Origin of the sequence: Streptomyces sp. SCUT-3, from assembly GCF_014083985.1 — a bacterium.
Taxonomy (GTDB): domain Bacteria; phylum Actinomycetota; class Actinomycetes; order Streptomycetales; family Streptomycetaceae; genus Streptomyces_H; species Streptomyces_H thermolineatus.
Genome location: NZ_CP046907.1, coordinates 48,562 through 68,911 on the forward strand (window position 1 = coordinate 48,562; position 20,350 = coordinate 68,911).

Annotated in this window: 20 protein-coding genes and 1 pseudogene; 11 read left to right on the plus strand and 10 right to left on the minus strand. The window is 74.5% G+C overall.

Annotation, left to right across the window (positions count from 1 at the left end; all coding sequences use genetic code 11):
* Positions 1-74 precede the first annotated feature (74 nt).
* Positions 75-1,130, plus strand: a complete 1,056-nt coding sequence (locus tag GQS52_RS00230) for a multidrug resistance efflux transporter family protein (protein ID WP_182311092.1) — start codon at positions 75-77, stop codon at positions 1,128-1,130.
* A gap of 124 nt (positions 1,131-1,254) precedes the next feature.
* Here GQS52_RS00230 and GQS52_RS00235 read toward each other — a convergent pair whose 3' ends face one another.
* The 3 genes from GQS52_RS00235 to GQS52_RS00245 all read right to left on the minus strand — a co-directional run bounded on the left by GQS52_RS00235 (position 1,255) and on the right by GQS52_RS00245 (position 3,575).
* The gene (locus tag GQS52_RS00235) at positions 1,255-1,962 is read right to left on the minus strand and encodes a phenylalanine--tRNA ligase beta subunit-related protein (RefSeq protein WP_182311093.1); all 708 of its coding nucleotides are present in this window, start codon (positions 1,960-1,962) and stop codon (positions 1,255-1,257) included.
* A 71-nt stretch (positions 1,963-2,033) separates the two neighbouring features.
* Positions 2,034-2,681 (minus strand): FMN-binding negative transcriptional regulator, encoded by a 648-nt coding sequence (locus GQS52_RS00240; RefSeq protein ID WP_182311094.1) that lies wholly within the window; start codon positions 2,679-2,681, stop codon positions 2,034-2,036.
* Between the two features lie 57 nt (positions 2,682-2,738).
* Positions 2,739-3,575, minus strand: coding sequence for an EamA family transporter (locus tag GQS52_RS00245; protein ID WP_182311095.1), 837 nt, complete (start codon positions 3,573-3,575; stop codon positions 2,739-2,741).
* A 118-nt stretch (positions 3,576-3,693) separates the two neighbouring features.
* On the opposite strand from GQS52_RS00245, the gene GQS52_RS00250 reads away from it, so the two are divergent.
* The 4 genes from GQS52_RS00250 (at position 3,694) to GQS52_RS28160 (ending at position 5,834) form a co-directional block, all read left to right on the plus strand.
* A complete protein-coding gene (locus GQS52_RS00250) occupies positions 3,694-4,278 on the plus strand; it encodes an XRE family transcriptional regulator (RefSeq protein ID WP_182311096.1) in 585 nt (194 codons plus the stop codon).
* 167 nt (positions 4,279-4,445) lie between these two features.
* Positions 4,446-4,964 (plus strand): hypothetical protein, encoded by a 519-nt coding sequence (locus GQS52_RS00255; protein ID WP_182311097.1) that lies wholly within the window; start codon positions 4,446-4,448, stop codon positions 4,962-4,964.
* A 226-nt stretch (positions 4,965-5,190) separates the two neighbouring features.
* Complete coding sequence (locus GQS52_RS00260; protein WP_182311098.1) at positions 5,191-5,625, plus strand: hypothetical protein; 435 nt, start codon at positions 5,191-5,193, stop codon at positions 5,623-5,625.
* A gap of 77 nt (positions 5,626-5,702) precedes the next feature.
* On the plus strand, positions 5,703-5,834 hold the full coding sequence (locus tag GQS52_RS28160; RefSeq protein WP_275946495.1) for a hypothetical protein: 132 nt from the start codon (positions 5,703-5,705) through the stop codon (positions 5,832-5,834).
* Positions 5,835-5,945: 111 nt separating this feature from the next.
* Here the strand turns inward: GQS52_RS28160 and GQS52_RS00265 are convergent, their stop codons facing one another.
* A complete protein-coding gene (locus tag GQS52_RS00265; protein ID WP_259370477.1) occupies positions 5,946-6,569 on the minus strand; it encodes a nucleotidyltransferase family protein in 624 nt (207 codons plus the stop codon).
* Positions 6,570-7,084: 515 nt separating this feature from the next.
* Here GQS52_RS00265 and GQS52_RS00270 point away from each other — a divergent pair.
* Positions 7,085-7,564 (plus strand): C40 family peptidase, encoded by a 480-nt coding sequence (locus GQS52_RS00270; protein WP_182311099.1) that lies wholly within the window; start codon positions 7,085-7,087, stop codon positions 7,562-7,564.
* Positions 7,565-7,639: 75 nt separating this feature from the next.
* Here the strand turns inward: GQS52_RS00270 and GQS52_RS00275 are convergent, their stop codons facing one another.
* From GQS52_RS00275 to GQS52_RS00285, 3 genes are all read right to left on the minus strand, one after another.
* Positions 7,640-8,995: a polysaccharide lyase 6 family protein gene (locus GQS52_RS00275; protein ID WP_182311100.1), complete on the minus strand. Its 1,356-nt coding sequence runs from the start codon at positions 8,993-8,995 to the stop codon at positions 7,640-7,642.
* A 313-nt stretch (positions 8,996-9,308) separates the two neighbouring features.
* A complete protein-coding gene (locus tag GQS52_RS00280; RefSeq protein ID WP_182311101.1) occupies positions 9,309-10,043 on the minus strand; it encodes a dienelactone hydrolase family protein in 735 nt (244 codons plus the stop codon).
* A gap of 430 nt (positions 10,044-10,473) precedes the next feature.
* Positions 10,474-12,663: a helix-turn-helix transcriptional regulator gene (locus GQS52_RS00285; RefSeq protein WP_182311102.1), complete on the minus strand. Its 2,190-nt coding sequence runs from the start codon at positions 12,661-12,663 to the stop codon at positions 10,474-10,476.
* A 438-nt stretch (positions 12,664-13,101) separates the two neighbouring features.
* Here GQS52_RS00285 and GQS52_RS00290 point away from each other — a divergent pair, with 438 nt between their 5' ends.
* Together GQS52_RS00290 and GQS52_RS00295 are read left to right on the plus strand one after the other, a co-directional pair.
* Positions 13,102-13,950 (plus strand): metallophosphoesterase, encoded by an 849-nt coding sequence (locus GQS52_RS00290; protein ID WP_182311103.1) that lies wholly within the window; start codon positions 13,102-13,104, stop codon positions 13,948-13,950.
* Entirely contained in the window at positions 13,947-14,675 is a 729-nt protein-coding gene (locus tag GQS52_RS00295; protein WP_182311104.1) for a 4'-phosphopantetheinyl transferase superfamily protein, read from the plus strand. The genes GQS52_RS00290 and GQS52_RS00295 overlap by 4 nt, the downstream gene beginning before the upstream one ends.
* A 64-nt stretch (positions 14,676-14,739) precedes the next feature.
* Here the strand turns inward: GQS52_RS00295 and GQS52_RS00300 are convergent, their stop codons facing one another.
* The gene (locus GQS52_RS00300) at positions 14,740-15,510 is read right to left on the minus strand and encodes a LysR family substrate-binding domain-containing protein (protein ID WP_182311105.1); all 771 of its coding nucleotides are present in this window, start codon (positions 15,508-15,510) and stop codon (positions 14,740-14,742) included.
* 58 nt (positions 15,511-15,568) lie between these two features.
* On the opposite strand from GQS52_RS00300, the gene GQS52_RS00305 reads away from it, so the two are divergent.
* A complete protein-coding gene (locus GQS52_RS00305) occupies positions 15,569-15,973 on the plus strand; it encodes a DUF5997 family protein (RefSeq protein ID WP_182311106.1) in 405 nt (134 codons plus the stop codon).
* Between the two features lie 159 nt (positions 15,974-16,132).
* Here GQS52_RS00305 and GQS52_RS00310 read toward each other — a convergent pair.
* A pseudogene (locus GQS52_RS00310) lies at positions 16,133-16,708 on the minus strand (TetR/AcrR family transcriptional regulator); the annotation flags it as partial.
* Between GQS52_RS00310 and GQS52_RS00315 the strand changes: the two are divergent.
* Complete coding sequence (locus tag GQS52_RS00315; RefSeq protein WP_259370478.1) at positions 16,644-16,994, plus strand: hypothetical protein; 351 nt, start codon at positions 16,644-16,646, stop codon at positions 16,992-16,994. The pseudogene GQS52_RS00310 and the gene GQS52_RS00315 overlap by 65 nt on opposite strands.
* Before the next feature lie 231 nt (positions 16,995-17,225).
* Positions 17,226-17,801, plus strand: coding sequence for an NAD(P)H-dependent oxidoreductase (locus GQS52_RS00320; protein WP_182311107.1), 576 nt, complete (start codon positions 17,226-17,228; stop codon positions 17,799-17,801).
* 177 nt (positions 17,802-17,978) lie between these two features.
* Here GQS52_RS00320 and GQS52_RS00325 read toward each other — a convergent pair whose 3' ends face one another.
* A complete protein-coding gene (locus tag GQS52_RS00325; protein ID WP_182311108.1) occupies positions 17,979-20,198 on the minus strand; it encodes an NADP-dependent isocitrate dehydrogenase in 2,220 nt (739 codons plus the stop codon).
* Positions 20,199-20,350 lie beyond the last annotated feature (152 nt).

Here is a 20,350-nt window from a genome sequence, read left to right on the forward strand (position 1 = left end):
GGAGGTGATCCTACCCTTGGACCTCAACTAACATTTCAGATGTCAGTTCGTGGCGAGAGTGAGTGGGGCCCTTCATGACGACCGGTACGCCGACACCGGGGAAAAGCACCGGGCCCGCCGCCCGCGGCCCGGCGCGGCCGATGCTGCTGGGCATCGCGGCGGCCGCCGGCTTCGCCGCCACGTTCGTCCTCAACCGCTCGATGAGCGTGCAGGGCGGCTCGTGGATGTGGAGCGCGTGCCTGCGCTTCCTGTTCATGCTGGGGCCGCTGGTGCTGCTCGTCGCACTGCGCGGCGGCCTGCGGCCCGTGCTGCGCAGCCTGGGGTCGCGGCCGGGACTGTGGCTGCTGTGGTCGACCGTGGGGTTCGGGCTGTTCTACGCACCGCTGACGTGGGCCGCGGACGCGGGGCCGGGCTGGCTGACTGCGGCCGCCTGGCAGCTGACGATCGTGGCCGGGATGGGCATAGGGGCGGCGTCCGGGCAGGGCCTGCCCCGCCGCACCCTGGCCGTCTCGGCCCTGATCGTGGCCGGGGTGATGCTGACGCAGGTCCCGCACGCCGGGGACACGGGACCGGCCGCCGCGCTGCGGGTGGTGCTGCCCGTACTGGTCGCCGCCGTCGCCTACCCGCTGGGGAACCGCCGGCTGATCGGCGTGGACGGCCTGGACGGGGTGCAGCGCACCTTGGCCATGACGATCGGCTCCCTGCCCCTGTGGCTGCTGACGGCGGCCGCGGCCGGCGCCGTTGCCGGCGCCCCGCCCGCCGCGCAGGTCGCGCAGTGCCTGGTCGTCGCCCTGCTCTCCGGCGTGGTGGCCACCACCTTGTTCTTCCGGGCGACCGACCGCGCGCGGGGAGACTCGGCCGCGATGGGGGCGGTGGAAGCCACCCAGGCCGCGGAGGTGCCGTTCGCCCTGCTGGCCGAGGTGCTGCTGCTCGGCGCCGCAGCGCCGGACCCGGTGGGGTGGACGGGCCTCGCCCTGGTGCTGGCCGGTCTGACCGCGCACGCCCTGCAGCCCCGCCGCCCGGCACCGCCCGGCACCCCGCCGGGCCCCGGCGGCCCCGGCGACCCCGGTGACCCCGGCGGCGGGACCGTGTGGCCCGGGCGCCGCCCGGCCGCGGTGGGTGCGCCGTAGGGCCTGTCCCGCACATGGTCACCGGGCCGGTTCGCGGGGCCGGAGGGCCGGTCCCGACGGGCCGCGGCAGGCGCTGCGGTGCGGCCGGGCCCTGGGACCGGAGGGCCGGGAGCGGTGGGGGCTCTCAGACGTCGGCCCGGGGCCGTGCCGGGTCGAGGTGGTGCACGGCGGTCCGTTCGGCGTGCGGGGCGAGCAGGTCCCGCAGCTCGTCCGCGGCGGTCTCGAGGAGGTGGCCGTCTCGGCCGGCACGGAGGGTCTCGAGGAGGAAGACGACGCGGGTGGAGTCCTCGGTGACGCGGGTGCGGTGGGCGTCGCGGTGGTTCCAGTGGCGTGTCAGGACGCCTTCGTCGTCGGCGTAGACGATCTCGCCGGGCCCGGGGGTCTCGACGGTTCCGGGTTCGCCGAGCGGGGTGAAGGACTCGGTGCCGTCGGCGTGGCGGACGAAGACGTCGCCGGCGACGTGGTCCAGGTCGAAGGCGCCGGCGGGCAGGCCGTGGCGGACGGAGACGGCGTTGTAGGAGTCGACGGCCGGGTTGATGCGCGGCAGGGCCCCCTTCTTCGCGAGGCGGCGGCCGAGAGCGTCGACGCTGGGGCGGACACGGCGGGGGTTGGTGCCGAAGGAGCGGTAGGCGGTGTGCCACGCCTCGATGCGGGGGTCGGTCTCGTCGGCGGGGCTCCAGGTGCCGTCGGCGAGCTGCCGCTCCAGTTCCTCCACGGCGGCGGCCGTGCGGGGCCAGGATTCACGGCCGCGCAGGCCGTTGGCGGTGACCAGGGCGACGAGGGTGTCGGGGAAGGCCTCCGCGACGGCGGCGGCGAGGTGGAATGCAGTCATGGGAGGGGGCTCCGTTTCCTGGCGTCGGGATCCGGGGGGGGCGGGACTTCCGGGGTCGGGGGATCCGGTGGTCAGGGCTTCCAGGGGCCGATGCGGTCCAGGCGACGGCGCTGCTGGTGCGCGGCGGGGACGTCGAGGCCCCGGCCGCGTTCGGCGAGGTGGTCGGCGACGGCGGTGCGGTGCTCGACGGGCTTGTGGTCGTCGTACTTGAACTTGGCCCGTACCTCGGTGACCTCCAGGCGGAGGCCGCGGATGCCGGGCAGCATCCGGCCGTAGGGCGGCCGGTCGGCGGCGACGGGGGCGTGGTCGCCGTCGGGCTGGAAGTGGGCGAGCTGGCGGCGCAGCAACTCGGCCTTGGCCTCGGGATCGTCGACGACGTGGGCGCGGCAGGTGAACTGGACGGCCGTGTAGTAGCTGGTGGGGACGCCGTCGGCGGGCGGGGCGCCGGCCCCGGCACGCCAGGGGCCGGGCACGAAGGCGTAGTCGCCGAAGACGGTGAAGAGGACGTGCGGGTCGTTCTCGATCGCCTTCCAGACCGGGTTGGGCCGGGCGAGGTGGATCAGGAGGCGGTCGCCGTCGCCGGCGAAGTGGGTGGGAACGGCGACGGGCGCCCCGCCGGGCGGTCCGTTGACGCTCAGGAGGCCGAAGTCGTGGCCTTCGGCGATCCAGGCCTGCCATTCGGCTTCGTCCAAGGAGGCGTCCCAGGGCTGGATGAACATGCGGTTCTCCTTGCGGGGCGGTGGTACGGCGGGCGGTGGCACGGCGGGCGGTGTGGCTCAGGTGAGGGCGAGGAGGCCGACGGCGACGGCGGCGGTCCCCAGGCCGACGGCCTGGCCGCGGTGGATGCGCTCGGCGAGCACGCCGCGGGCGAGCAGGACCGTGCCGGCGGGGTATAGGGCGGTGATCACGGCGACGACGGCGAGGTCCCCGCTGCGGGCGGCGAGCAGGAACAGCAGGTTCGCCACGGAGTCCAGCACGCCCGCGGCGGCCGACACCGCGTACGCGGGCCGCTCGGGGCCCAGCCTGCGGTGCATCACCGTCGCCGCGGCCAGGGTGACCGCCGAGGAGACCGCCCGGCCGACGATCAGCGGGGCCACGCCGCTGTCGGACGGCGCCCGGTGCAGGAAGACCAGTTGCAGGGCGATGGCGGCACCTGCCCCGAGGGCCGACAGCAGCGCCGTGCGCGACGGGCGCGCGGACGCGGCACCGTGCCCGGCGCTGATCAGGACCACCGCCGCCAGCGCGAGCGGCAGCCCCACCAGCCCGGCGGCGGTCAGGCGCTCGCCCTGCAGCAGGCCCACACCGACGGGCAGTGCGGCGGACAGCAGCGCGGTCACGGGTGACAGTACGTTCATCGGGCCGATGGCGAGAGTGCGGTAGAGCAGGGCGAACGCGGCGGCCGAGGCGACCCCGGACGCGGCGCCCCAGCCGAGGGCGCCGGCGCTGAACGATGCGCCGAGGACCGGCCACAGCAGCAGCTCGACCGCGAGGGAGGCCGGGGCCGCGATCATCACGGTGCGCAGCACGTGAGCCCTGCGGGCGCCCAGGCCGCCGAGGAAGTCGGCGCACCCGTAGGCGAGCGAGCTGCCCAGGGCCAGCAGCAGAGCGATCACGTCACACCCCTCGGTGATTCAACAGAACGACCAGAACGTACAACAGACCGACCGACTTGTGTCAATCAAGCGACCGAGCGGTACATTCCAGTGGTCCCCCCGCGAGGATGGTGATCGGATGGCCGAGACAGAGGCAGCCCTGCGGACGCTCGCGCACAACGTCAGGGCGGCCCGCACCCGCGCCGGCCTGTCCCTCGACGAACTCGGCCGGCGCGCCAGGGTCAGCAAGGGCGCCCTGGTCGGGCTGGAGAAGGCCCAGGGCAACCCGAACCTGGCCACCCTGGTCCGGCTGGCCGACACCCTCGGTCTCCCGGTGTCCGCCCTGATGGAAGGACCGGCCGAAGAACGCGTCCGCGTCGTGACCGCCGGGAGCGTCGCACCGTTGTGGACCGGGGCGCAGGGCGGCGAGGCCCGCCTCATGCTGACGACCCCGGGCCCGGCCCCGGTCGAGGTCTGGCGCTGGAGGCTGGAACCGGGCGAGGAGTACCCCAGCCACCCCCACCAGGCCGGGGTCGTCGAAACCGTCAGCGTCACCTCCGGCCGGATGACCCTGATCGTCGACGGCGCCGAGCACACCGTCGAGGCGGGGCAGACCGCCGCCTTCGACGGCGACACCCCCCACGCCTACCGCGGCGCGGGAACCGACACCTGCCACCTGGTCATGACCGTCCACCTGCCGCCCGGCCCCACCTCAACGGCCTGACCCGCACGGGGCCGTCCTTGCGGGCACGATCACGCTCCGGGCATGCTGCCGTCAGGCGTCGGCGTGCCGGCGGCCGTGCACGGAACGGGGCGGGGACGGGGCAGGGACGGGGCAGGGACGGGAGACGGACGATGTGCGTGATGGACGCGGCGACCAGGGAAGCCTCCGTGGCCCTGTTCCTCCGGGAGCACCCGCACCTGGAGCGGCCCGGCCGCGGACATCCCGCGCTGCGGGGCTGCGCCGAGGTCGACTGGTCCCGCATCCCCGGGTGCCCCGCCGGGACGCCGGCCCTGTTCCGCGGCCTGCTCGACCGAAACGCCGCCCCCGAGGCCAAACGGCTGCTGACCAACGTCCTGATGGACGGCGTCTTCCGCATGAGCCCGGCCATGCCGGCCGCCCTGCCGTTCCTGCTGCGCCTCGCGGCCGATCCCGGGGTCCCGGTGCGGTCGGAACTGCTCGACGTCGTGCTGGTCGCCGCCGAACTGTCGCAGCCCGTCGACGCGGACGACGAGCGCGCGGTGCTGCTGCTCGGCAGCGAGGACGAGCGCCCGGAACGCGAGCGGTGCAGGGCCGCGTTCGCCGGGCACGCCTCCTCACTGCACGCCCTGCTGGACGCTGCGACGCGGGACGGGCTGCTCAGCGCAGACGACCGCGCGGCCCTCCTGTCCGCCGCAGGGCCGCACTGACGCCCTCCTCTCCCCGTGCGGCGCCCGGCCCCGGTCGAGCAGGGCCGTGCCGGGCTGCGCGGGCCGTGCCGGGCTGCGCGGGCCGTGCCGGGCCGTGCTGCGCGGGCCGTGCCGCGCGAACCGGGCCGCGTGGGCTGCGCCACATCCGCCGCCCGGGGAGAATATTGAATGTTTGACGGTGGTTCCCCTGGTCGTACCCCCTCCGTCCCACGGGAAGGCCGCACCGATGACCGTCGCCAAGGATCCCCGGCCGGTCCGCGACCCGCGGACGCCGGCGGCAACGTCACACTCCCTGACCTGGCCGCTGCCCCGGGGCGCCGACGCGCCCGCCCGCGCCCGGCGGCTCACCCGCAAGCTCCTGCGGGACTGGGGCCTGGACGACGAGCACACCTGGCGCGCCGAGGCCGTCGTCTCCGAGATGGTCGCCAACGCGGTCACCCGCAGCCGGCCCGACCTCAACCTGACCTGGCAGCTCGTCCGCAAGGCGGGGCGGCCCTCGATCCGCGTGGAGATCTCCGCCGGAGGCTCCGCGGCCGTCTCCTCCTGTTCCGAGCACGGCCCCGGGCATCCGGTCGTGACCGCGCTCGCCCCCCGTTGGGGCACCGCCGCCCAGGACGACCGGCACGGATGCATCCGCTGGGCGGAGATCGACCCCGCCTGAGCACTCCCCCCGCCCCGTCCCGCCCCGCGGGGCGGGACGGTCCGCCGGGCGGCTGCGGCCCACCGCCCTCGGGGCAGGTGGGCCGCAGCCGCCCGGGAACGTCCCCGCGGTCGGCCGGCCGTCAGCACTGGAGCGGCATCGTCCAGCAGTTGGACCCGGCGGGCCTGCCCGAGAGGCGGTCGGTCGGCCAGGAGATCGCGTCGCCCTGATCGGTGAGGAGGGGGTGAGGCGGTTGGTGAGCGCAAGCCGACAGCAAGCTATTACCTCAGGTACCCCGTCGATCGATCGCGCTACGGCAACTGTCGTTCCGGCCGCCCGGTTCACCCCGGGAGGCCTTTCCGCGACGGGGCGGAGGGCCAGTCCAGCACCGTCAACTCGGGCCACTGCCGTCGCCAGCGGGCCGCCTTGGTCTCGTAGACCTCCCGCGGGGCGAGCACCGGATTCGGGCGCACGACGAGGCCGAAAACGTCGGAGAGCCCGTGCGGTGCGTAGATCCGCCACCGGCCCCCGGGCTCCAGGCGCACCCCCAGGCAGCAGGTGGTCGCGACGAAGCAGTCGATGGCCGACTCCGCGGACACGTGCGGAGCGCACGCGACCCCGAACTTCCGCTCGTACCACAGGTGGACCCGGGCCTCGTTGCGGATCTCGACCTCGGCGGGCAGGCCGCCGAAGACCTCCCTCCCCGCCCGGATCACCGCGTCCTCCGCCTCCCAGGACAGGTCCCCGTCGTCGAAGTAGAAGACGTCGTAGTCCTTGATCCCACTGGCGGGAGGCCTGCCGGTGACGACGTTCCACACGGTCTGGAACAGGCACCCTCCCGTCAGGTACCAACCGGGCAGCCCCATTGACGCGGCCCGGTCCAGCACCTCCAGCAGTACGTCGTTGCGGGAGAGCGCCGACTTCAGGGCGGCGGTCCGCTCGTCCGGGGAAAGGTGTCCTGCCACCTCCCGTACCTACCACGCGGCGTACCGGCTTCGCTGCGGAACCAGCGTCGGGGAACTGGGGCTCCGGCCCTGCCCCGGACGACCGGAGGAGGCCCCGGAGAAGGCCCCGGAGCCTTCCCCTCCCGCGGGGCGGACCACCCCGCCGCACGCCCGGCAGGACCGTCGGGCCGTCAATTCCCTTGACCCGAAAGCCCCTTGGGGATACGAAACGGCCAGAGGTGAGAAGTCTCACGAAAAGCCGCTTCCATTCGGAATTCCGCTCCCCCGTCGGTCAGGATCTTCACCGACGACAAGCCCTCGCCACCCCGGCGGGGCGGTCCGGGTGGACGCCGAGTCCTGCCGCCGCCCGGACGACCGGTCGACAGACTGCGGATCGGCAGGAGTGGAGGACCCGGCAAGACCGGGGCGGGAGCACCACGGCCGCCCCTTGGGGTGAAGCCGCGTCAGCGGCCGGGCGACTTCGCCGCCCGAATCCGACAGGTCATCCTTCACAGGCGGACGACGAAGGGTTGCGCATGACCGCGCAGAACCATGTCCCGTCCCTGCTGTCCCGGGCCGGCACCGTCCCGGCCCTGGCCCTCACCGCCCTCGCCGGCACGATGCTGCTGCCCGGCGCCGTGCCCGAAGCACGGGCGGCGACCCCCGGTCACGCCGCCGAGGCGCTGAGCGTGGCGGCCTCGAAGAAGGGGTCCCCCTACAAGTACGGAGCCGCGGGCCCGTCCCGCTTCGACTGCTCCGGCCTGACCCTCTACTCCTACAAGAAGGCCGGCAAGACGCTGCCCCGCACCGCGCAGCAGCAGTACAACAAGACCCGCCACCTGTCGGCGGCCGACCGCCGGAAGGGCGACCTGGTCTTCTTCCGCTCCGGCGGGAGCGTGTACCACGTGGGCATCTACGCCGGGAACCACAAGATCTGGCACTCGCCGAAGGCGGGTTCGGTGGTGAAGCTGGAGCGGATCTGGTCGAAGTCGGTCTCCTACGGCCGCGTGCGCTGACCGTTCCCGCCTCGCGGCGGCCCGGCCGTGCGGCGGCCCGCCGGAGGGCTCGCCGCACGGCCCGGGGACGGCTCCTCACTTCGAGGAGGGGCCGACCTCGTCCGGCGTCAGCGGCGCACGGGTGACGGCGGACCCTGCCTCGAACTGCTCGGCTCCGGCGTTCGCGACCGCCGGCCGGGTGCGCCCGTTGATGTCGGTGCTCACCTGCGGGAACGGGCCCGGCGCCCGTTCCACCGCCGGGATCTTCAAGGAGTCGCGGGTGAGCCGCAGCACCCCTTGCGCGTCGGCCTCGAGCCGGGGGTCGGCCTGCACACCCCCGGAGGCGGGCAGGTCGCCCCGCTGCTTCGTCGCCACGTTGCCCCTCCAGGTGAACCCCTCGGCGGCGGGCACCTGCACGGCCTTGTCCTCGGAGACCAGGATGTTCGCCGCCACCGTCGCCTTCGACGGCGGCACCTCACCGCTCTTGACCCGCAGGGCGGCCTGGCCGCCGGTGGCGACGACGGTGTTGTGGACGATCAGCGTCCGCCGGGCGGGCAGGTGTGCCCGGTCGTTGTCCCCCGGTCCGACGATCAGCTGGCCCTCGCCCTGGATGTGGTTGTTGAACACCTCGTGGTCGTCGCCGTAGACGCGGATGCCGGCCGTGCCGAGCAGGAAGTTGCCGCTGACCGTGGTGCCGTTGCCCGAGCGCAGCACGATCGATCCGCGCTTCCCGCCGGTCACCGTGTTGTTCCGGACGGTGTTGCCGGAACACTTGACGGAGACGACCTCGTCGTCGCCGCTCGCCTCGAGGAAGAGGTTGCCCTCGATCACCGCGTTCGCGACCGCGGGCCCCTTCACCCCGTAGCCCAGCCGGATGGCCTCGCCGCCGTTGCTCCCGCCGTACCGGTGGTCGTGGAAGAGGTTGCGGTCCACGCGCACGCGCCGTGCGACGGTGTCCCCCGGGCCGTTGATCTGGAGGAAGACCCCCTGCGCGGACTTGCGGCGGAAGGTGTTGCGGTCGACGCGGGTGTCGTCGGCCTCCACCAGCAGCCAGCTGTTCTTCGTGCCGGGTTCGTCGAGCTCGAAGAGGTTCCGGGTGATCCTGATGCGCCGGGCGGTGTGCGCCACCGTCAGCGGGGTGCTCTGCCGGAACTGGAAGCCCTGGATCACCAGGTGCTCGGCCCCGGCGAAGGCGAAGCTCGCCCTCCCGTCGAAGACCGCCTTGCCGCGGCGGGCCGAGGCTATGGTGACGGGGGCCTCCTCGGCGCCGGAGACCCGCAGCGTCACGGGCTTGTCCCAGCGGTAGTTCCCCGGGGCCAGCTCCACCCGGTCCCCCGGTGCGGCCCCGGCGAGCGCCTTCGCCAGCGCCTCGGCGCTCTCCACCACGACCCGCCGGCCGGTCGCCGTCGCGCTCGCCGCGGCGTCCTCCTGCGCGGACGGAAGTGTGGTCATCGCAATCCCCCTGTTGTCTGTCGCTCTCGCCGCGGACACGCCTCGCGGCGGCCTGCGGCAGCGGTTCGGTCCGGTGCGGGCGATGTGCACCGGCTGTCGGACGGAGCCATCCTTCTCCGGCCCGCCGACGTCCCGCTAACGTCCGCCGGGGCACCACCGAAAGGGGGCCGGGCACAGACAGTGAAGACGCCCGCCCCGGTGCCCGTACAGCCGGCCTTGGCCGCAGGACCGTTGCACGGGCACGGGAGTACGGGCGGCCGCACTCGCCCTTCACCACCCGAGAGGGCGGCCGTTCCCCCCGGGCCCCGGAGCCTCAGCCGCCGGCCAGGGCGCTGTCCAGGAGAGGGAGCAGGCGGTCCCAGTGGCGCTTCAGCCCGGAGGCGCTGAAGGCGTCGGTGTCGGGCATGGTGAAGCCGTGGACGGTGCCGGGGTAGATCTCGGAGGTGTGGTCGACACCTGCGGCGTCCAAGGCCCGGTTGAGCTCGCCGAGGGCCTCGGGGGTCATGTCGCCTTCAGCGTGGCCGAAGTGGACCCGGGCGGTGAGTTCGGAGAGGAGACCGGGGCCGTCGGCGCCCACGGGGCCGTGGAATGCGGCGACGGCGGCCACCCTGCCGGGGTGGGCCGCGGCGGTGCGCACCGCCAGGAGACCGCCTATGCAGTAGCCGGTCACCGCGACCGGACCGGCGCCGACCTCGGGCCGGGTGGTGAGGAACCCGAGGTAGGCGTCGGCGTCGCTGAGGACGCGTTCGGCGGTGTGCGCCTCGATCAAGGGCATCAACCGGGCCATGACCCGGGGCCGGACTTCTTCTCCGATGTGCTCGGGCAGTTGGATCACAGGTGCCGGGCCGTGCCGGTGGAAGATGTTGGGGACGAGCACGTAGTACCCGTGCCGGGCCAGTTCGTGGGCCATGTCCCGCAGCACGGGACGGATGCCGAAGCCGTCCGCGTACATCAGCACCCCCGGGTGCCGCTCGCCGTGGTCGGGGAAGGCGGCGATTGCATCGGCCTGACCGTCTGCGGTGGGGATCTGCAGCATCTCGACGGGCATGAGTCCTCCTGTCGTGGTTGACGTGTCGAACGCGTGGTCAACACGACGGAGGCGGAGCTCGCGCGGCAGCGCCAGATCCTCGATCGGTCAGCGGGCCCGTATCGACCCGTACGGCGCTCAGGAGAGCACCGGGTCGCCGATCCGTGTGCGGCGCGATGCCGTCCCGGTGGTCATGGCCGCACAGCGTAGCCCACCGGGCCGACGCCGGCGTACAAGTCCACCGTGCGGCCCGCGAGGACGGCCTCGGCCGGTACTTCGGGCCCCGCCCCCGGTCCGTGCGCTGCCCGTGGGGGGAACACCTGCCCCGCGGCTGCACGGCCCCCGGCGCGCTTCGAAACCCTCCCCCGTTCCGGGCGGGCATCCCGGCGTTGCGTCCCGAATGCTGTTCGAAGCCCGTCGCCCGCGAGAGCACGGCGCGGATTCCGAGCACCTACACGGTGCCGTCCTTGATGTGGCGGGCGGGGTTGTGGCCGTTCTCGAGCAGGTCGACGGCCCACAGCATCGGCCCGGTGCCCTCGTGCTTGACCATGCCGGGGCTGACGCCGAGGCGGAAGGTCCCGGGCAGCGGCCTGCCGTCGGGGGTGTGCGGGAGGAGGTCCAGCGGAGAGGGGCCGGAAGAGGGGTAGACGACGCAGTCGGAGAGGACGGCGAGCGGGAAGAGCCCGGCCGTCTCGGCGAGCCTGCGCATCTTGCGGTGCATGCCGGTGCGGGCGGCGGCGATCACCGCGGCGCGGATGTCGGGACGCCAGGTGGGGCGCTCCAGTGCGGACCAGCGCTGCCCGGGGCGGTAGCCGGCGCCCTGGGGCCGTTCGCGGAGCTTGCCGATGCCGCCCTTGACGGTGGCCTTGATCGCGGCCAGGACCGCGGCGGCGACCGGGTCGGACTGCTTGTGGGTGCGCATGGCGGCGAGGAAGGCCCCGGGCTCCAGGTCGGGGGTGACTCCGAGGTCGGCCATGGTGGCCAGGTAGGCGGCGCGCAGACGGTCGTACCAGGGGTCGAGGTAGGGGCCGGCCTCGGGACGGATCCACGCCTGCAGGGGCCGGACGTCGGCGCCGAGCTCGACCGCGTAGGCGAGCGTGGGGGTGGCGTACCAGGCGGGGCCTTCGGGGCGTCGGCCGTGGGGGGTGAAGGGACTGGGCAGGCGGGGGTCGAGGTCGATGCCGGAGAGGTCCGCGTACCAGGCGCCGGGGGTCTTCCTGTCGAAGACGGGGCGGTGGACGTGGAGAGGGGCGCCCAGGCCGACGGTCAGCCGGGAGGCGGCCGCCAGGAAGGCCGCGTTGACGTCCAGGCCGACGGCGAAGGGCTCGAGGCACTCGGCGTCGGAGAGCAGGCCGGGTTCGCGGATCCACTCGTAGGCCTCCTCGTCGAGGACCTCGGCCTCGGAGCGGCCGGCGGCGACGGGGTGCTCGTCCGGGGCCTCGCAGGGGGCGGGGTCGACCGGCGCGGTCAGCGACCCGGTGACCGGCCCGGACGTCCAGGCGCCGGTGGCGCGGTCGCGGACGGGCCGGGTGGGCGGGCGCAGCGCGGTCATCAGCTCCAGGCCGGTGACCGCGGTGGAACCGCACGGGGTCAGCACCCGGGCCGCGTAGGCGCCCAGGGCCCTGGCGAGGTCGGGGGCGGGAAGGGTGCCGGCCGCGGGCCAGGCCCGCTCGTCCAGGGCCCCCCAGGGCAGGACGGCGAGCTGCACGCACAGGCGGCGGCGCCCGTCGGCGGCGCGGTAGACCCGCGCCCACGGGCCGAAGCCGCGGCGGGTCAGCTGCCACTTCGCGCGGGCGAGCTGCTTGACCGCCTTGTGGTCCTCGGGCAGGCGCAGTCCGCGGCGGTCGGCGAGGACGGACGGCAGGCCCAGGCGGCCGGCGGCGGCCTCGGTGACGACCAGCAGCGGGTCGGCGTCCCGTCCGTGCGGGTGCAGCCGCGGCGCTCCCAGCGCGGTGGTCTCCTCCAGCGCCCACCGGACCAGCTCGGGCAGCGCGGTGTCCGGGCAGCGGAGGGTCCGGCCGTCGACCAGATGGGCGATGCCGTCACCGTCGAGGACGGCCAGCGGCCCGTTGGCGAAACGCGGATCGGCCGGGGCCGGCGCGGCGGCCCGCCCCGCCGCGGCGGCCTTTCCCACCGGGCGCCCGGGGCGCCCGGGTCCGGACGGGGGTGAGGTCCGCGCACGGCCGGATGCCGTCGCGGGCCGGGACGCCGGGCGCGTCGGCGCGGCCTCCACGGCGGGGGCCGGGACGGCCGTGGCAGGCGCGGCGGGGGCCGGGGCCGGGGCGGTCGTGGCGGGGGCAGGCGCGGCGGGGGCCGGGGCCGGGGCGGCCGTGGCGGGGGTGGGCGCGGGTGGCGCGGGTGCCGCGGCCGGCGCGGGGTAGCGGGCGGCCAGGCCGTCCAGGAGTCGGATGTAGGCCTCGCGTCGCGGGGGTCGCGGCTCGGCCTTGCCGCTCTCCCAGTTCACGACCGTCGCGCGGCGCACCCCCAGCGCTGCGGCGATCTGTTCCTGGGTCAGACCGGCGGCCCTGCGCAGGCGTTCCCGTTCGGCGGGGGGCGGCAGGTCCGGCTGGTCGACGCGGGCGAGCAGCGCGTCCACCGACGCGAACAGGTCAGGGGCGGCCCCGGTTCCGGCCTCGGACATGCAGCACCTCCACGCGCCAACTGTACGTCGGACCGTACCCCGGAACGTACTTCTCCCCGCCGTGTCCGCACGGGCGCGCCCCGGAGAAGGACGAGGGGGCGGGCCGCGGCCGCCAGTCATGGTCCGCGCAGGCGCCGTGCGGCTTCGCCGACGCCCTTCCCGGGGACGGCGGTTGCCGCCTGCAGCGAGCCCACGGCCCGCCGTCCCGGGGCAACCGCCCTTCGCGGGAACCGTGTTCGCCGCGGGCCCGGTCTCCGGGTATGCGCCCGGCGCTCCCGCCCGTTCAGTACCGTTTCCCCGGGACCACCCGTCCCCGGCCGGACCGCGCGCCGGGTACGCGGGGGTCACGGCCGAGGATCCGGACGGCTCGACGCGCAGTGAACACCGGGCGCCGCCGCGGCCGGCGCCGTAACGTTCCTCCAGCGGAAGGATGCCTCAGTGGCCCAGGGAAAACTGTTCGCCGTCAGCGACCAGCACGTGGCGCACGAGGAGAACCGCCGGATCACCGAGTCGCTGCGTCCGGATTCGGACGAGGACTGGCTGGTCGTCGCCGGGGACGTGGGCGAGAAGTTCGAGGACGTCGGGTGGGCGCTGGAACTGCTCGCCGGCCGTTTCGCCAAGGTCGTCTGGGCGCCGGGCAACCACGAGCTGTGGACGCGCCCCCGTGACCCGGCCGCCCTGCGCGGGGTCGAGCGCTACGAGGCCCTGGTCGGAATGTGCCGTGCCCTGGGCGTGCTGACCCCGGAGGACCCGTACCCGGTGTGGCACGGGCCCGGGGGGCCGGTCACCGTCGCCCCGCTGTTCGTGCTCTACGACTACTCCTTCCTCGCGCCCGGGGCGCGCACCAAGGAGGAGTCCCTGCGCACGGCCCACGACTCGGGGATCGTGTGCACGGACGAGTACCTGCTGCACCCCGACCCGTTCCCCTCGCGGGACGCCTGGTGCCGTGCCCGGGTCGCGCTGACCGAGCAGCGGCTCGCGGCCGTCGACCCGGAGCACCGGACCGTCCTGGTCAACCACTATCCGCTGGTGCGGGAACCCACCCGGATCCTGCGGCACCCCGAGTTCGCCCAGTGGTGCGGCACGGAGCTGACGGCCGACTGGCACACGCGTTTCCGCGCCGAGGCGGTCGTCTACGGCCACCTGCACATCCCGCGGAGCACCCGGCACGACGGGGTGCGCTTCGAGGAGGTCTCGATCGGCTATCCGCGCGAGTGGCGCTCCCGCCCGCCACGCGGACCGCTGCGCCAGATCCCCCCCCACCCCGTGCGGGGGGCGGCGGCATGATCGAGGAGATACTGCCCGGGAGCGTCGCCTGCGCCTCGGCGTTCGGAGACCTGCCGCCCGGGACCGACGGCGGTCTCCTTCCCGCCGAGGCCGCCGCGGTGTCCCGCGCCGTGGCCAAGCGGCGGGCGGAGTTCACCACGGTGCGCGTCTGCGCCCGGCGGGCGCTGAGGGCCCTCGGCCTGCCCGGCGTCGCCCTGGTGCCGGACAGGCGCGGCGCGGTCGCCTGGCCGGAAGGCACCGTCGGGAGCATGACCCACTGCTCCGGCTACCGGGCGGCGGTCGTCGCCCGGACCGGGGACGCGGTCTCGCTGGGCATCGACGCGGAGCCGGACCTGCCGCTGCCCGAGGGGGTGCTGGAGGTCGTCTCCCGCGGACGGGAGCGCGAAGGGCTGGCCGCCCTCGCCGCCCGCCGCCCCGACGTGAGCTGGGACCGGCTGCTGTTCAGCGCCAAGGAGTCGGTGTTCAAAACCTGGTACCCCCTGACGAGGAAGGAACTCGACTTCCAGGAGGCCGAGTTGGAGATCGACCCGGATTCGGGGACCTTCACGGCCCGGCTGCTGGTCCCCGGTCCGGAGGTGGCGGGGAGCCGCGTCGGCGTGTTCCCGGGCCGGTGGCTGGCGCGCAACGGCCTCGTCGTGACCGCGATCGCGCTGCCCGGCCCGGCCGGAGGGCCCGGCCCGCGCACCGACACCGACCGGGCGGGGACGGGGGACACCGCGCCCTGACACCGGCGCCTCCGCCGGTACCGGCGCTTCCGCCGTCGCCGGGCGCCCCGCGCCCCGGCTCGGCTCACGAGCTGCGGCGGGGCCTGCCGCGCTTGGTGTTCCCGGACCCGCGGGAACCGCTGCGGGGCTTCGCGCCGGTGGACCGGCCCGCCGCCTGCTTTCCCGCCGGCTTGCGGCCCCGGCCTGCCCGGTCGGCGTTCTTCTTCGGCTCCTCGGGAGCCGTGCGGCGGCCCCGGGTGCTGTTGACGGTCCGCCCGCGGACGATCCCGATGAAGTCGTCCACCAGGTCGGTGGTCGCTTCCTCCGGCCACGAGAGCGCGACGCCCGACTGCGGCGCGTCCGTCACCGGCCGGTACGTGAGGTCCCTGCGGTGGTGCAGCCGGGCGAGCGACTGCGGGACCACCAGGAGTCCCACCCCCGCCGCCACCAGTTCGACGGCGTCCGCCGTGGTGGCGGGCCGCTCGAACGCCGGTCGCCCCGGCGGGTGCTCCCAGTCGAGCGTGTCGTCGAGCGGGTGGAGCGCGATGTCGTCCGCCAGGTCCTCGACGGACACCTCGTCCGCCGCGGCCACGAAGTGGTCCTTGGGGATCACGACCACGGTCGTCTCGGTGTAGAGGGGGATAGCGCTGAGACCCGTCCGGTCGGTCGGCAGCCGCAGGAGAGCCGCGTCCGCCCCGCGTGCGCGCAGCAGGTCCGACGCCCCGTCGGCGGGAACGGGAACGAGGACCAGCGGTACGTCGGGCAGGCGCTCGTTCCAGATCCGCACCCATTTGGCGGGTGTGGCCCCCGGAACGTACGCGAGCCGGAACGAGGGGGATTCTTCCGAGCCTGTCACCGCGCCAGGCTACCCGCCGTGGTCGGAGGCCGCGCACACGCTCGATATCCTTGGCCCCATGAAGTCGCAGCAGACCGCCCAGACGATGAAGCCCGCCACCGCGGCGAAGAAGCTGGGTGTGTACCTCCGGGCCACCCCTGCAGAGTTCCAGGAGGGCACCGTCTCGCGCACCGAGCTCGCTGCGCTCCAGACCGACCCGCCGGAGTGGCTGCGCGAGTTGCGGCGCAACGGCCCCCACCCCCGCCCGGTGGTCGCGGCCAAGCTGGGCGTCTCCATCTCCGGTCTCGCGCGCGGCGGGATCACCGAGGCGCTCACCACCGCGCAGATCGACGCGCTGAAGGCCGAGAACCCGGAGTGGCTCCAGAAGGAGCGCGCCACCCAGGCCGAGGTCCGCAAGGAGACGGCGCGCCTGAAGAAGCGGAACGCGGAGCAGCAGGAGCAGTCCTCCCCGACGCGTTCCTGACCCCCCGGGAGGGCCTGACGGGCTCCTCCCCCTTCTTCCGTGATCCCGCGGCCGCCGGTGACCCCCAGAGGGTCCCGGCGGCCGCCGGTCGTCCGGCGGCGTCCCGGTGCGGGGCGGCTGCGGACGGGACCGCTGCCCGGGGCGGTCCGCCCCGTAGTGGCCGAGGAGCATGTCGACGCCGCTGGTGACGAGGCGGTCGGTGAGGTCGTCGTCGATCGTCGTGCCGTACTGCCCGAAGACCATGTGCGGGTGCACCAGCAGTGCGTAGAGCTGGATGATCGCGGTCTCCAGGTCGGGGATGTCGAGGCGCCCTCGGTCGACGAGGGCGCGCAGTGCCTCGGCGACGGCCGCGTGGTGGCCGGCGGGGCCGTGGTCGCGCCAGGCGTCGCCCAGGCCGGGGAAGCGGTGGAGTTCGGCCGCCACCAGGGTGCGCAGGGCCGCCACCTCGTGGTCGGTGCGGACGGCGTGGACCCAGGCGCGGGCGACGTCGGTCAGGGCGGCGCGCAGGTCCTCGGCCTCGGCCAGCCGGGCCAGGGCGGCCGAGCCCGCTTCACGGGCGAGAGGCTCGTCGAGGGCTCCCGCGACGACGGCGGTGAACAGGGACTCCTTGCTGCCGAAGTGGTTGTGGACGGTCACCTTGGACACGCCCGCCTCGGCCGCGATGGCGTCCATGCCGACGCCGAACCCCTCCCGGAGGAACAGCGTGCGGGCCGCCGTGGCCGCAGCCACCGGCATCGGCGCGGTCTTCGTCACGGCCACCGCCACGGCGTTGGCCGCGGCCAGCCACGGGGAGGCGGGCCTGGCCTCGGGCGTCGTCAACACCTTCCACGAGGTGGGCGGCTCGGTCGGCGTCGCGGTCGTCTCCACGGTCGCCGCGGCGGGCTTCGAACGGGGCTCGGCCGCCGGATTCGCCGACGCGTTCGCGGTGTGCGCGGCGGCCGCCGCCGTCGCCGCGGTGGCGGCCCCGGGAATCGTCCCGCCCGGCAGGCCGCAGTACTCCGGCGGCCCGCACGCGCACTGACCGGGGGCCGCGGAGGAATCGCGCCACCGGGCGCGGTGGCCGCGACCAGGTCCGATTCCGTTGTGGTTGAAACCGGCTTCTCTGGGCAGAAAACGCCCTAACCGGTGTCGCCGTCGCCCCGCCCCTACCGGTCCTCATTGCGGTTGCGGGCCCCGGGAACCGGTGAACGTGCGGCTGCGCCCTCCGGAAGGAGGAGGGCGCGGCCGCCCCCACTGCCGCAGGAGGCACGCGGTGCGGATCCTCGTGATCGACGCCCATCCCGACGCCGGGAGCTACTGCGACGCCCTGGCCCGCTCCTACGTGGAAGGGGCCCGCTCTGGCGGGCACGACGTGCGCTGCCTCCGCCTCCGGGACATGCGGTTCGACCCCGTCCTCCACGGGGGGTTCGCCTCCCCGCAGCCCCTGGAGCCGGACCTGGCCCGGGCCCGGGACGCCGTCCGGTGGTGCCGGCACCTGGTGATCGTGACCCCCTGCTGGTGGTGGTCCGTCCCCGCGCTCCTCAAGGGGTTCGTCGACCGTGTCTTCCTGCCGGGCTTCGGCGTGGACTACCTGGAGGGGTTCCCGTACGTCCGCAAGCTCCTCAAAGGGCGCTCGGCCCGCGTGGTCTACACCCAGAACGCCCCGCAGTGGCTCGCGGTCCTCGCCCGCGGGGACCTGTTCTGGAAGTACGTGCGCCGCGCCTTCCTGCGGCACTGCGGTTTCCGCCCGGTCCGGCGCACCGTGGTGGCCGGCCCGGGGAGGGCGTCCGCTGCGGAGCGGGAGGAGTGGCTGCAGAAGGTCCGCCGGCTGGGCGTGCGGGGCCGTTGAGGGCCGCTCCGCCCCGGCCGGGCGCCGCGCCCCCGGCGGGAACGGGTCCGCCCCGGCCGGCGGGGTGCCGGCCGGGGCGGACCCGGTGCGGGTGGAGGGGAGGCCCGCCGTGCGGCGGGCGCTCCCCGCGCGGGCGGCGCAGGGGCCCGACGGCTCCTGTCCGCCCGCGTGGCCGCGTCAGCCGAGGGTCGCGACGGCCTGGTTGAAGGTCTTCGACGGACGCATGACGGCCGAGGCCTTGGCCGGGTCGGGCTGGTAGTAGCCGCCGATGTCGGCCGGCGAGCCCTGGACCGCGATCAGCTCGTCGACGATGGTCTGCTCCTGCGCGGCCAGCGTCTCGGCGAGCGGGGCGAACGCCTGCGCCAGCTCCGCGTCGTCGGTCTGCCCCGCCAGCTCCTGGGCCCAGTACATGGCCAGGTAGAAGTGGCTGCCGCGGTTGTCGATGCCGCCGATCCGGCGGGTGGGCGACTTGTCCTCGTTGAGGAAGGTGGCGGTCGCCCGGTCGAGGGTGTCGGCGAGGACCTGGGCGCGCGCGTTGCCCGTGGTCTGCGCGAGGTGCTCGAAGCTGGCCGCCAGCGCGAAGAACTCGCCCAGGCTGTCCCAGCGCAGGTAGTTCTCCTTGACGAGCTGCTGGACGTGCTTGGGGGCGGAGCCGCCGGCGCCCGTCTCGAACAGGCCGCCGCCCGCCATGAGCGGCACGACGGAGAGCATCTTGGCGCTGGTGCCCAGCTCCAGGATCGGGAACAGGTCGGTCAGGTAGTCGCGCAGCACGTTGCCGGTGACCGAGATGGTGTTCTCGCCGCGGCGGATGCGCTCCAGGGAGAACTTCGTGGCCTCGACCGGCGACATGATCTCGATCTGCAGGCCCTCGGTGTCGTGCTCGGGCAGGTACGCCTCGACCTTCTTGATCAGCTCGGCGTCGTGCGCGCGGTTCTCGTCGAGCCAGAACACCGCCGGGTCGCCGGTGGCGCGGGCGCGGGTGACGGCGAGCTTGACCCAGTCGCGGATCGGGTCGTCCTTGGTCTGGCACATGCGGAAGATGTCGCCGGCGGCCACCGCCTGCTCCAGCACGACGTTGCCGTCCTGGTCGACGGCGCGCACGGTGCCGGCGGCCGGGATCTCGAAGGTCTTGTCGTGGCTGCCGTACTCCTCGGCCTTCTGCGCCATCAGGCCGACGTTGGGCACCGAGCCCATCGTGGACGGGTCGAAGGCGCCGTTGGCGCGGCAGTCGTCGATGACGACCTGATAGACGCCGGAGTAGCTGCTGTCCGGCAGGACCGCGAGGGTGTCGGCCTCCTGGCCGTCGGGGCCCCACATGTGGCCGGAGGTGCGGATCATCGCCGGCATGGAGGCGTCGACGATGACGTCGCTGGGCACGTGCAGGTTGGTGATGCCGCGGTCGGAGTCGACCATCGCCAGCGCGGGGCCCTCGGCGATCTCCGCCTCGAAGGACGCCTTGATCGCGTCGCCCTCGGGCAGCGACTCCAGGCCCTTGAGGATGGCGCCCAGGCCGTCGTTCGGGCTCAGGCCGGCCGCGGCGAGGGCCTCGCCGTAGGTCTCGAAGGTCTTCGGGAAGAAGGTGCGCACCACGTGGCCGAAGATGATCGGGTCGGAGACCTTCATCATCGTGGCCTTCAGGTGCACCGAGAACAGCACACCCTCCTCCTTGGCGCGGGCGACCTGCGCCGCCAGGAACTCGCGCAGCGCCGCCGCGCGCATCACCGACGCGTCGACGACCTCGCCGGCCAGCACGGGCACGGACTCGCGCAGCACGGTGGTGGAGCCGTCCTCGGCGGCCAGCTCGATGCGCAGGGAACCGGGCTCGGAGACGACCGCCGACTTCTCGGTGGAGCGGAAGTCGTCCGCGTCCATGGTCGCGACGTTCGTCCTGGAGTCGGCCGACCAGGCGCCCATGCGGTGCGGGTGCGTCTTGGCGTAGTTCTTCACCGAGGCGGGGGCGCGGCGGTCGGAGTTGCCCTCGCGCAGCACCGGGTTGACGGCGCTGCCCTTGACCTTGTCGTAGCGGGCGCGGATCTCGCGCTCCTCGTCGGTCTTGGGGTCGTCCGGGTAGTCCGGGAGCGCGTAGCCCTTCTCCTGCAGCTCGGCGACGGCGGCCTTCAGCTGCGGGATGGAGGCCGAGATGTTCGGGAGCTTGATGATGTTGGCCTCGGGCGTCTTGGCCAGGTCGCCGAGCTCGCCGAGGGCGTCGGCGACGCGCTGCCCCTCCTCGAGGTACTCGGGGAAGTGCGCGAGGATCCGCCCCGCCAGGGAGATGTCCCGGCTCTCCACGGTGACCCCGGCCTTCGAGGCGTACGCCTCGACCACCGGCAGGAACGAATACGTCGCCAGGGCCGGGGCCTCGTCAGTGTGCGTGTAGATGATGGTCGAGTCAGTCACCGGGTGCTCCGCTCCACGTCTGCAACATTGCTCGACATCAAGATATCTCCTACTCGATCTCCGCTCGACAGGACTCCGCCCCCGAGGCGGAAAAACGCTTCTTCCGCCCGCGCCCGCCCGGCGGCGGAACCGGCGGTAACGTGCACCGTGTC

Excerpts from the sequence above, each read along its gene's own strand:
- GQS52_RS00235 (WP_182311093.1), bottom strand. The coding sequence starts at position 1,962 with ATGACTGCATTCCACCTCGCCGCCGCCGTCGCGGAGGCCTTCCCCGAC.
- GQS52_RS00240 (WP_182311094.1), bottom strand. The coding sequence starts at position 2,681 with ATGTTCATCCAGCCCTGGGACGCCTCCTTGGACGAAGCCGAATGGCAG.
- GQS52_RS00315 (WP_259370478.1), top strand. The coding sequence starts at position 16,644 with ATGCCGACGCCGAACCCCTCCCGGAGGAACAGCGTGCGGGCCGCCGTG.
- GQS52_RS00305 (WP_182311106.1), top strand. The coding sequence starts at position 15,569 with ATGAAGTCGCAGCAGACCGCCCAGACGATGAAGCCCGCCACCGCGGCG.
- GQS52_RS00230 (WP_182311092.1), top strand. The coding sequence starts at position 75 with ATGACGACCGGTACGCCGACACCGGGGAAAAGCACCGGGCCCGCCGCC.
- GQS52_RS00250 (WP_182311096.1), top strand. The coding sequence starts at position 3,694 with ATGGCCGAGACAGAGGCAGCCCTGCGGACGCTCGCGCACAACGTCAGG.
- GQS52_RS00260 (WP_182311098.1), top strand. The coding sequence starts at position 5,191 with ATGACCGTCGCCAAGGATCCCCGGCCGGTCCGCGACCCGCGGACGCCG.
- GQS52_RS00275 (WP_182311100.1), bottom strand. The coding sequence starts at position 8,995 with ATGACCACACTTCCGTCCGCGCAGGAGGACGCCGCGGCGAGCGCGACG.
- GQS52_RS00280 (WP_182311101.1), bottom strand. The coding sequence starts at position 10,043 with ATGCCCGTCGAGATGCTGCAGATCCCCACCGCAGACGGTCAGGCCGAT.
- GQS52_RS00285 (WP_182311102.1), bottom strand. The coding sequence starts at position 12,663 with ATGTCCGAGGCCGGAACCGGGGCCGCCCCTGACCTGTTCGCGTCGGTG.
- GQS52_RS00295 (WP_182311104.1), top strand. The coding sequence starts at position 13,947 with ATGATCGAGGAGATACTGCCCGGGAGCGTCGCCTGCGCCTCGGCGTTC.
- GQS52_RS00270 (WP_182311099.1), top strand. The coding sequence starts at position 7,085 with ATGACCGCGCAGAACCATGTCCCGTCCCTGCTGTCCCGGGCCGGCACC.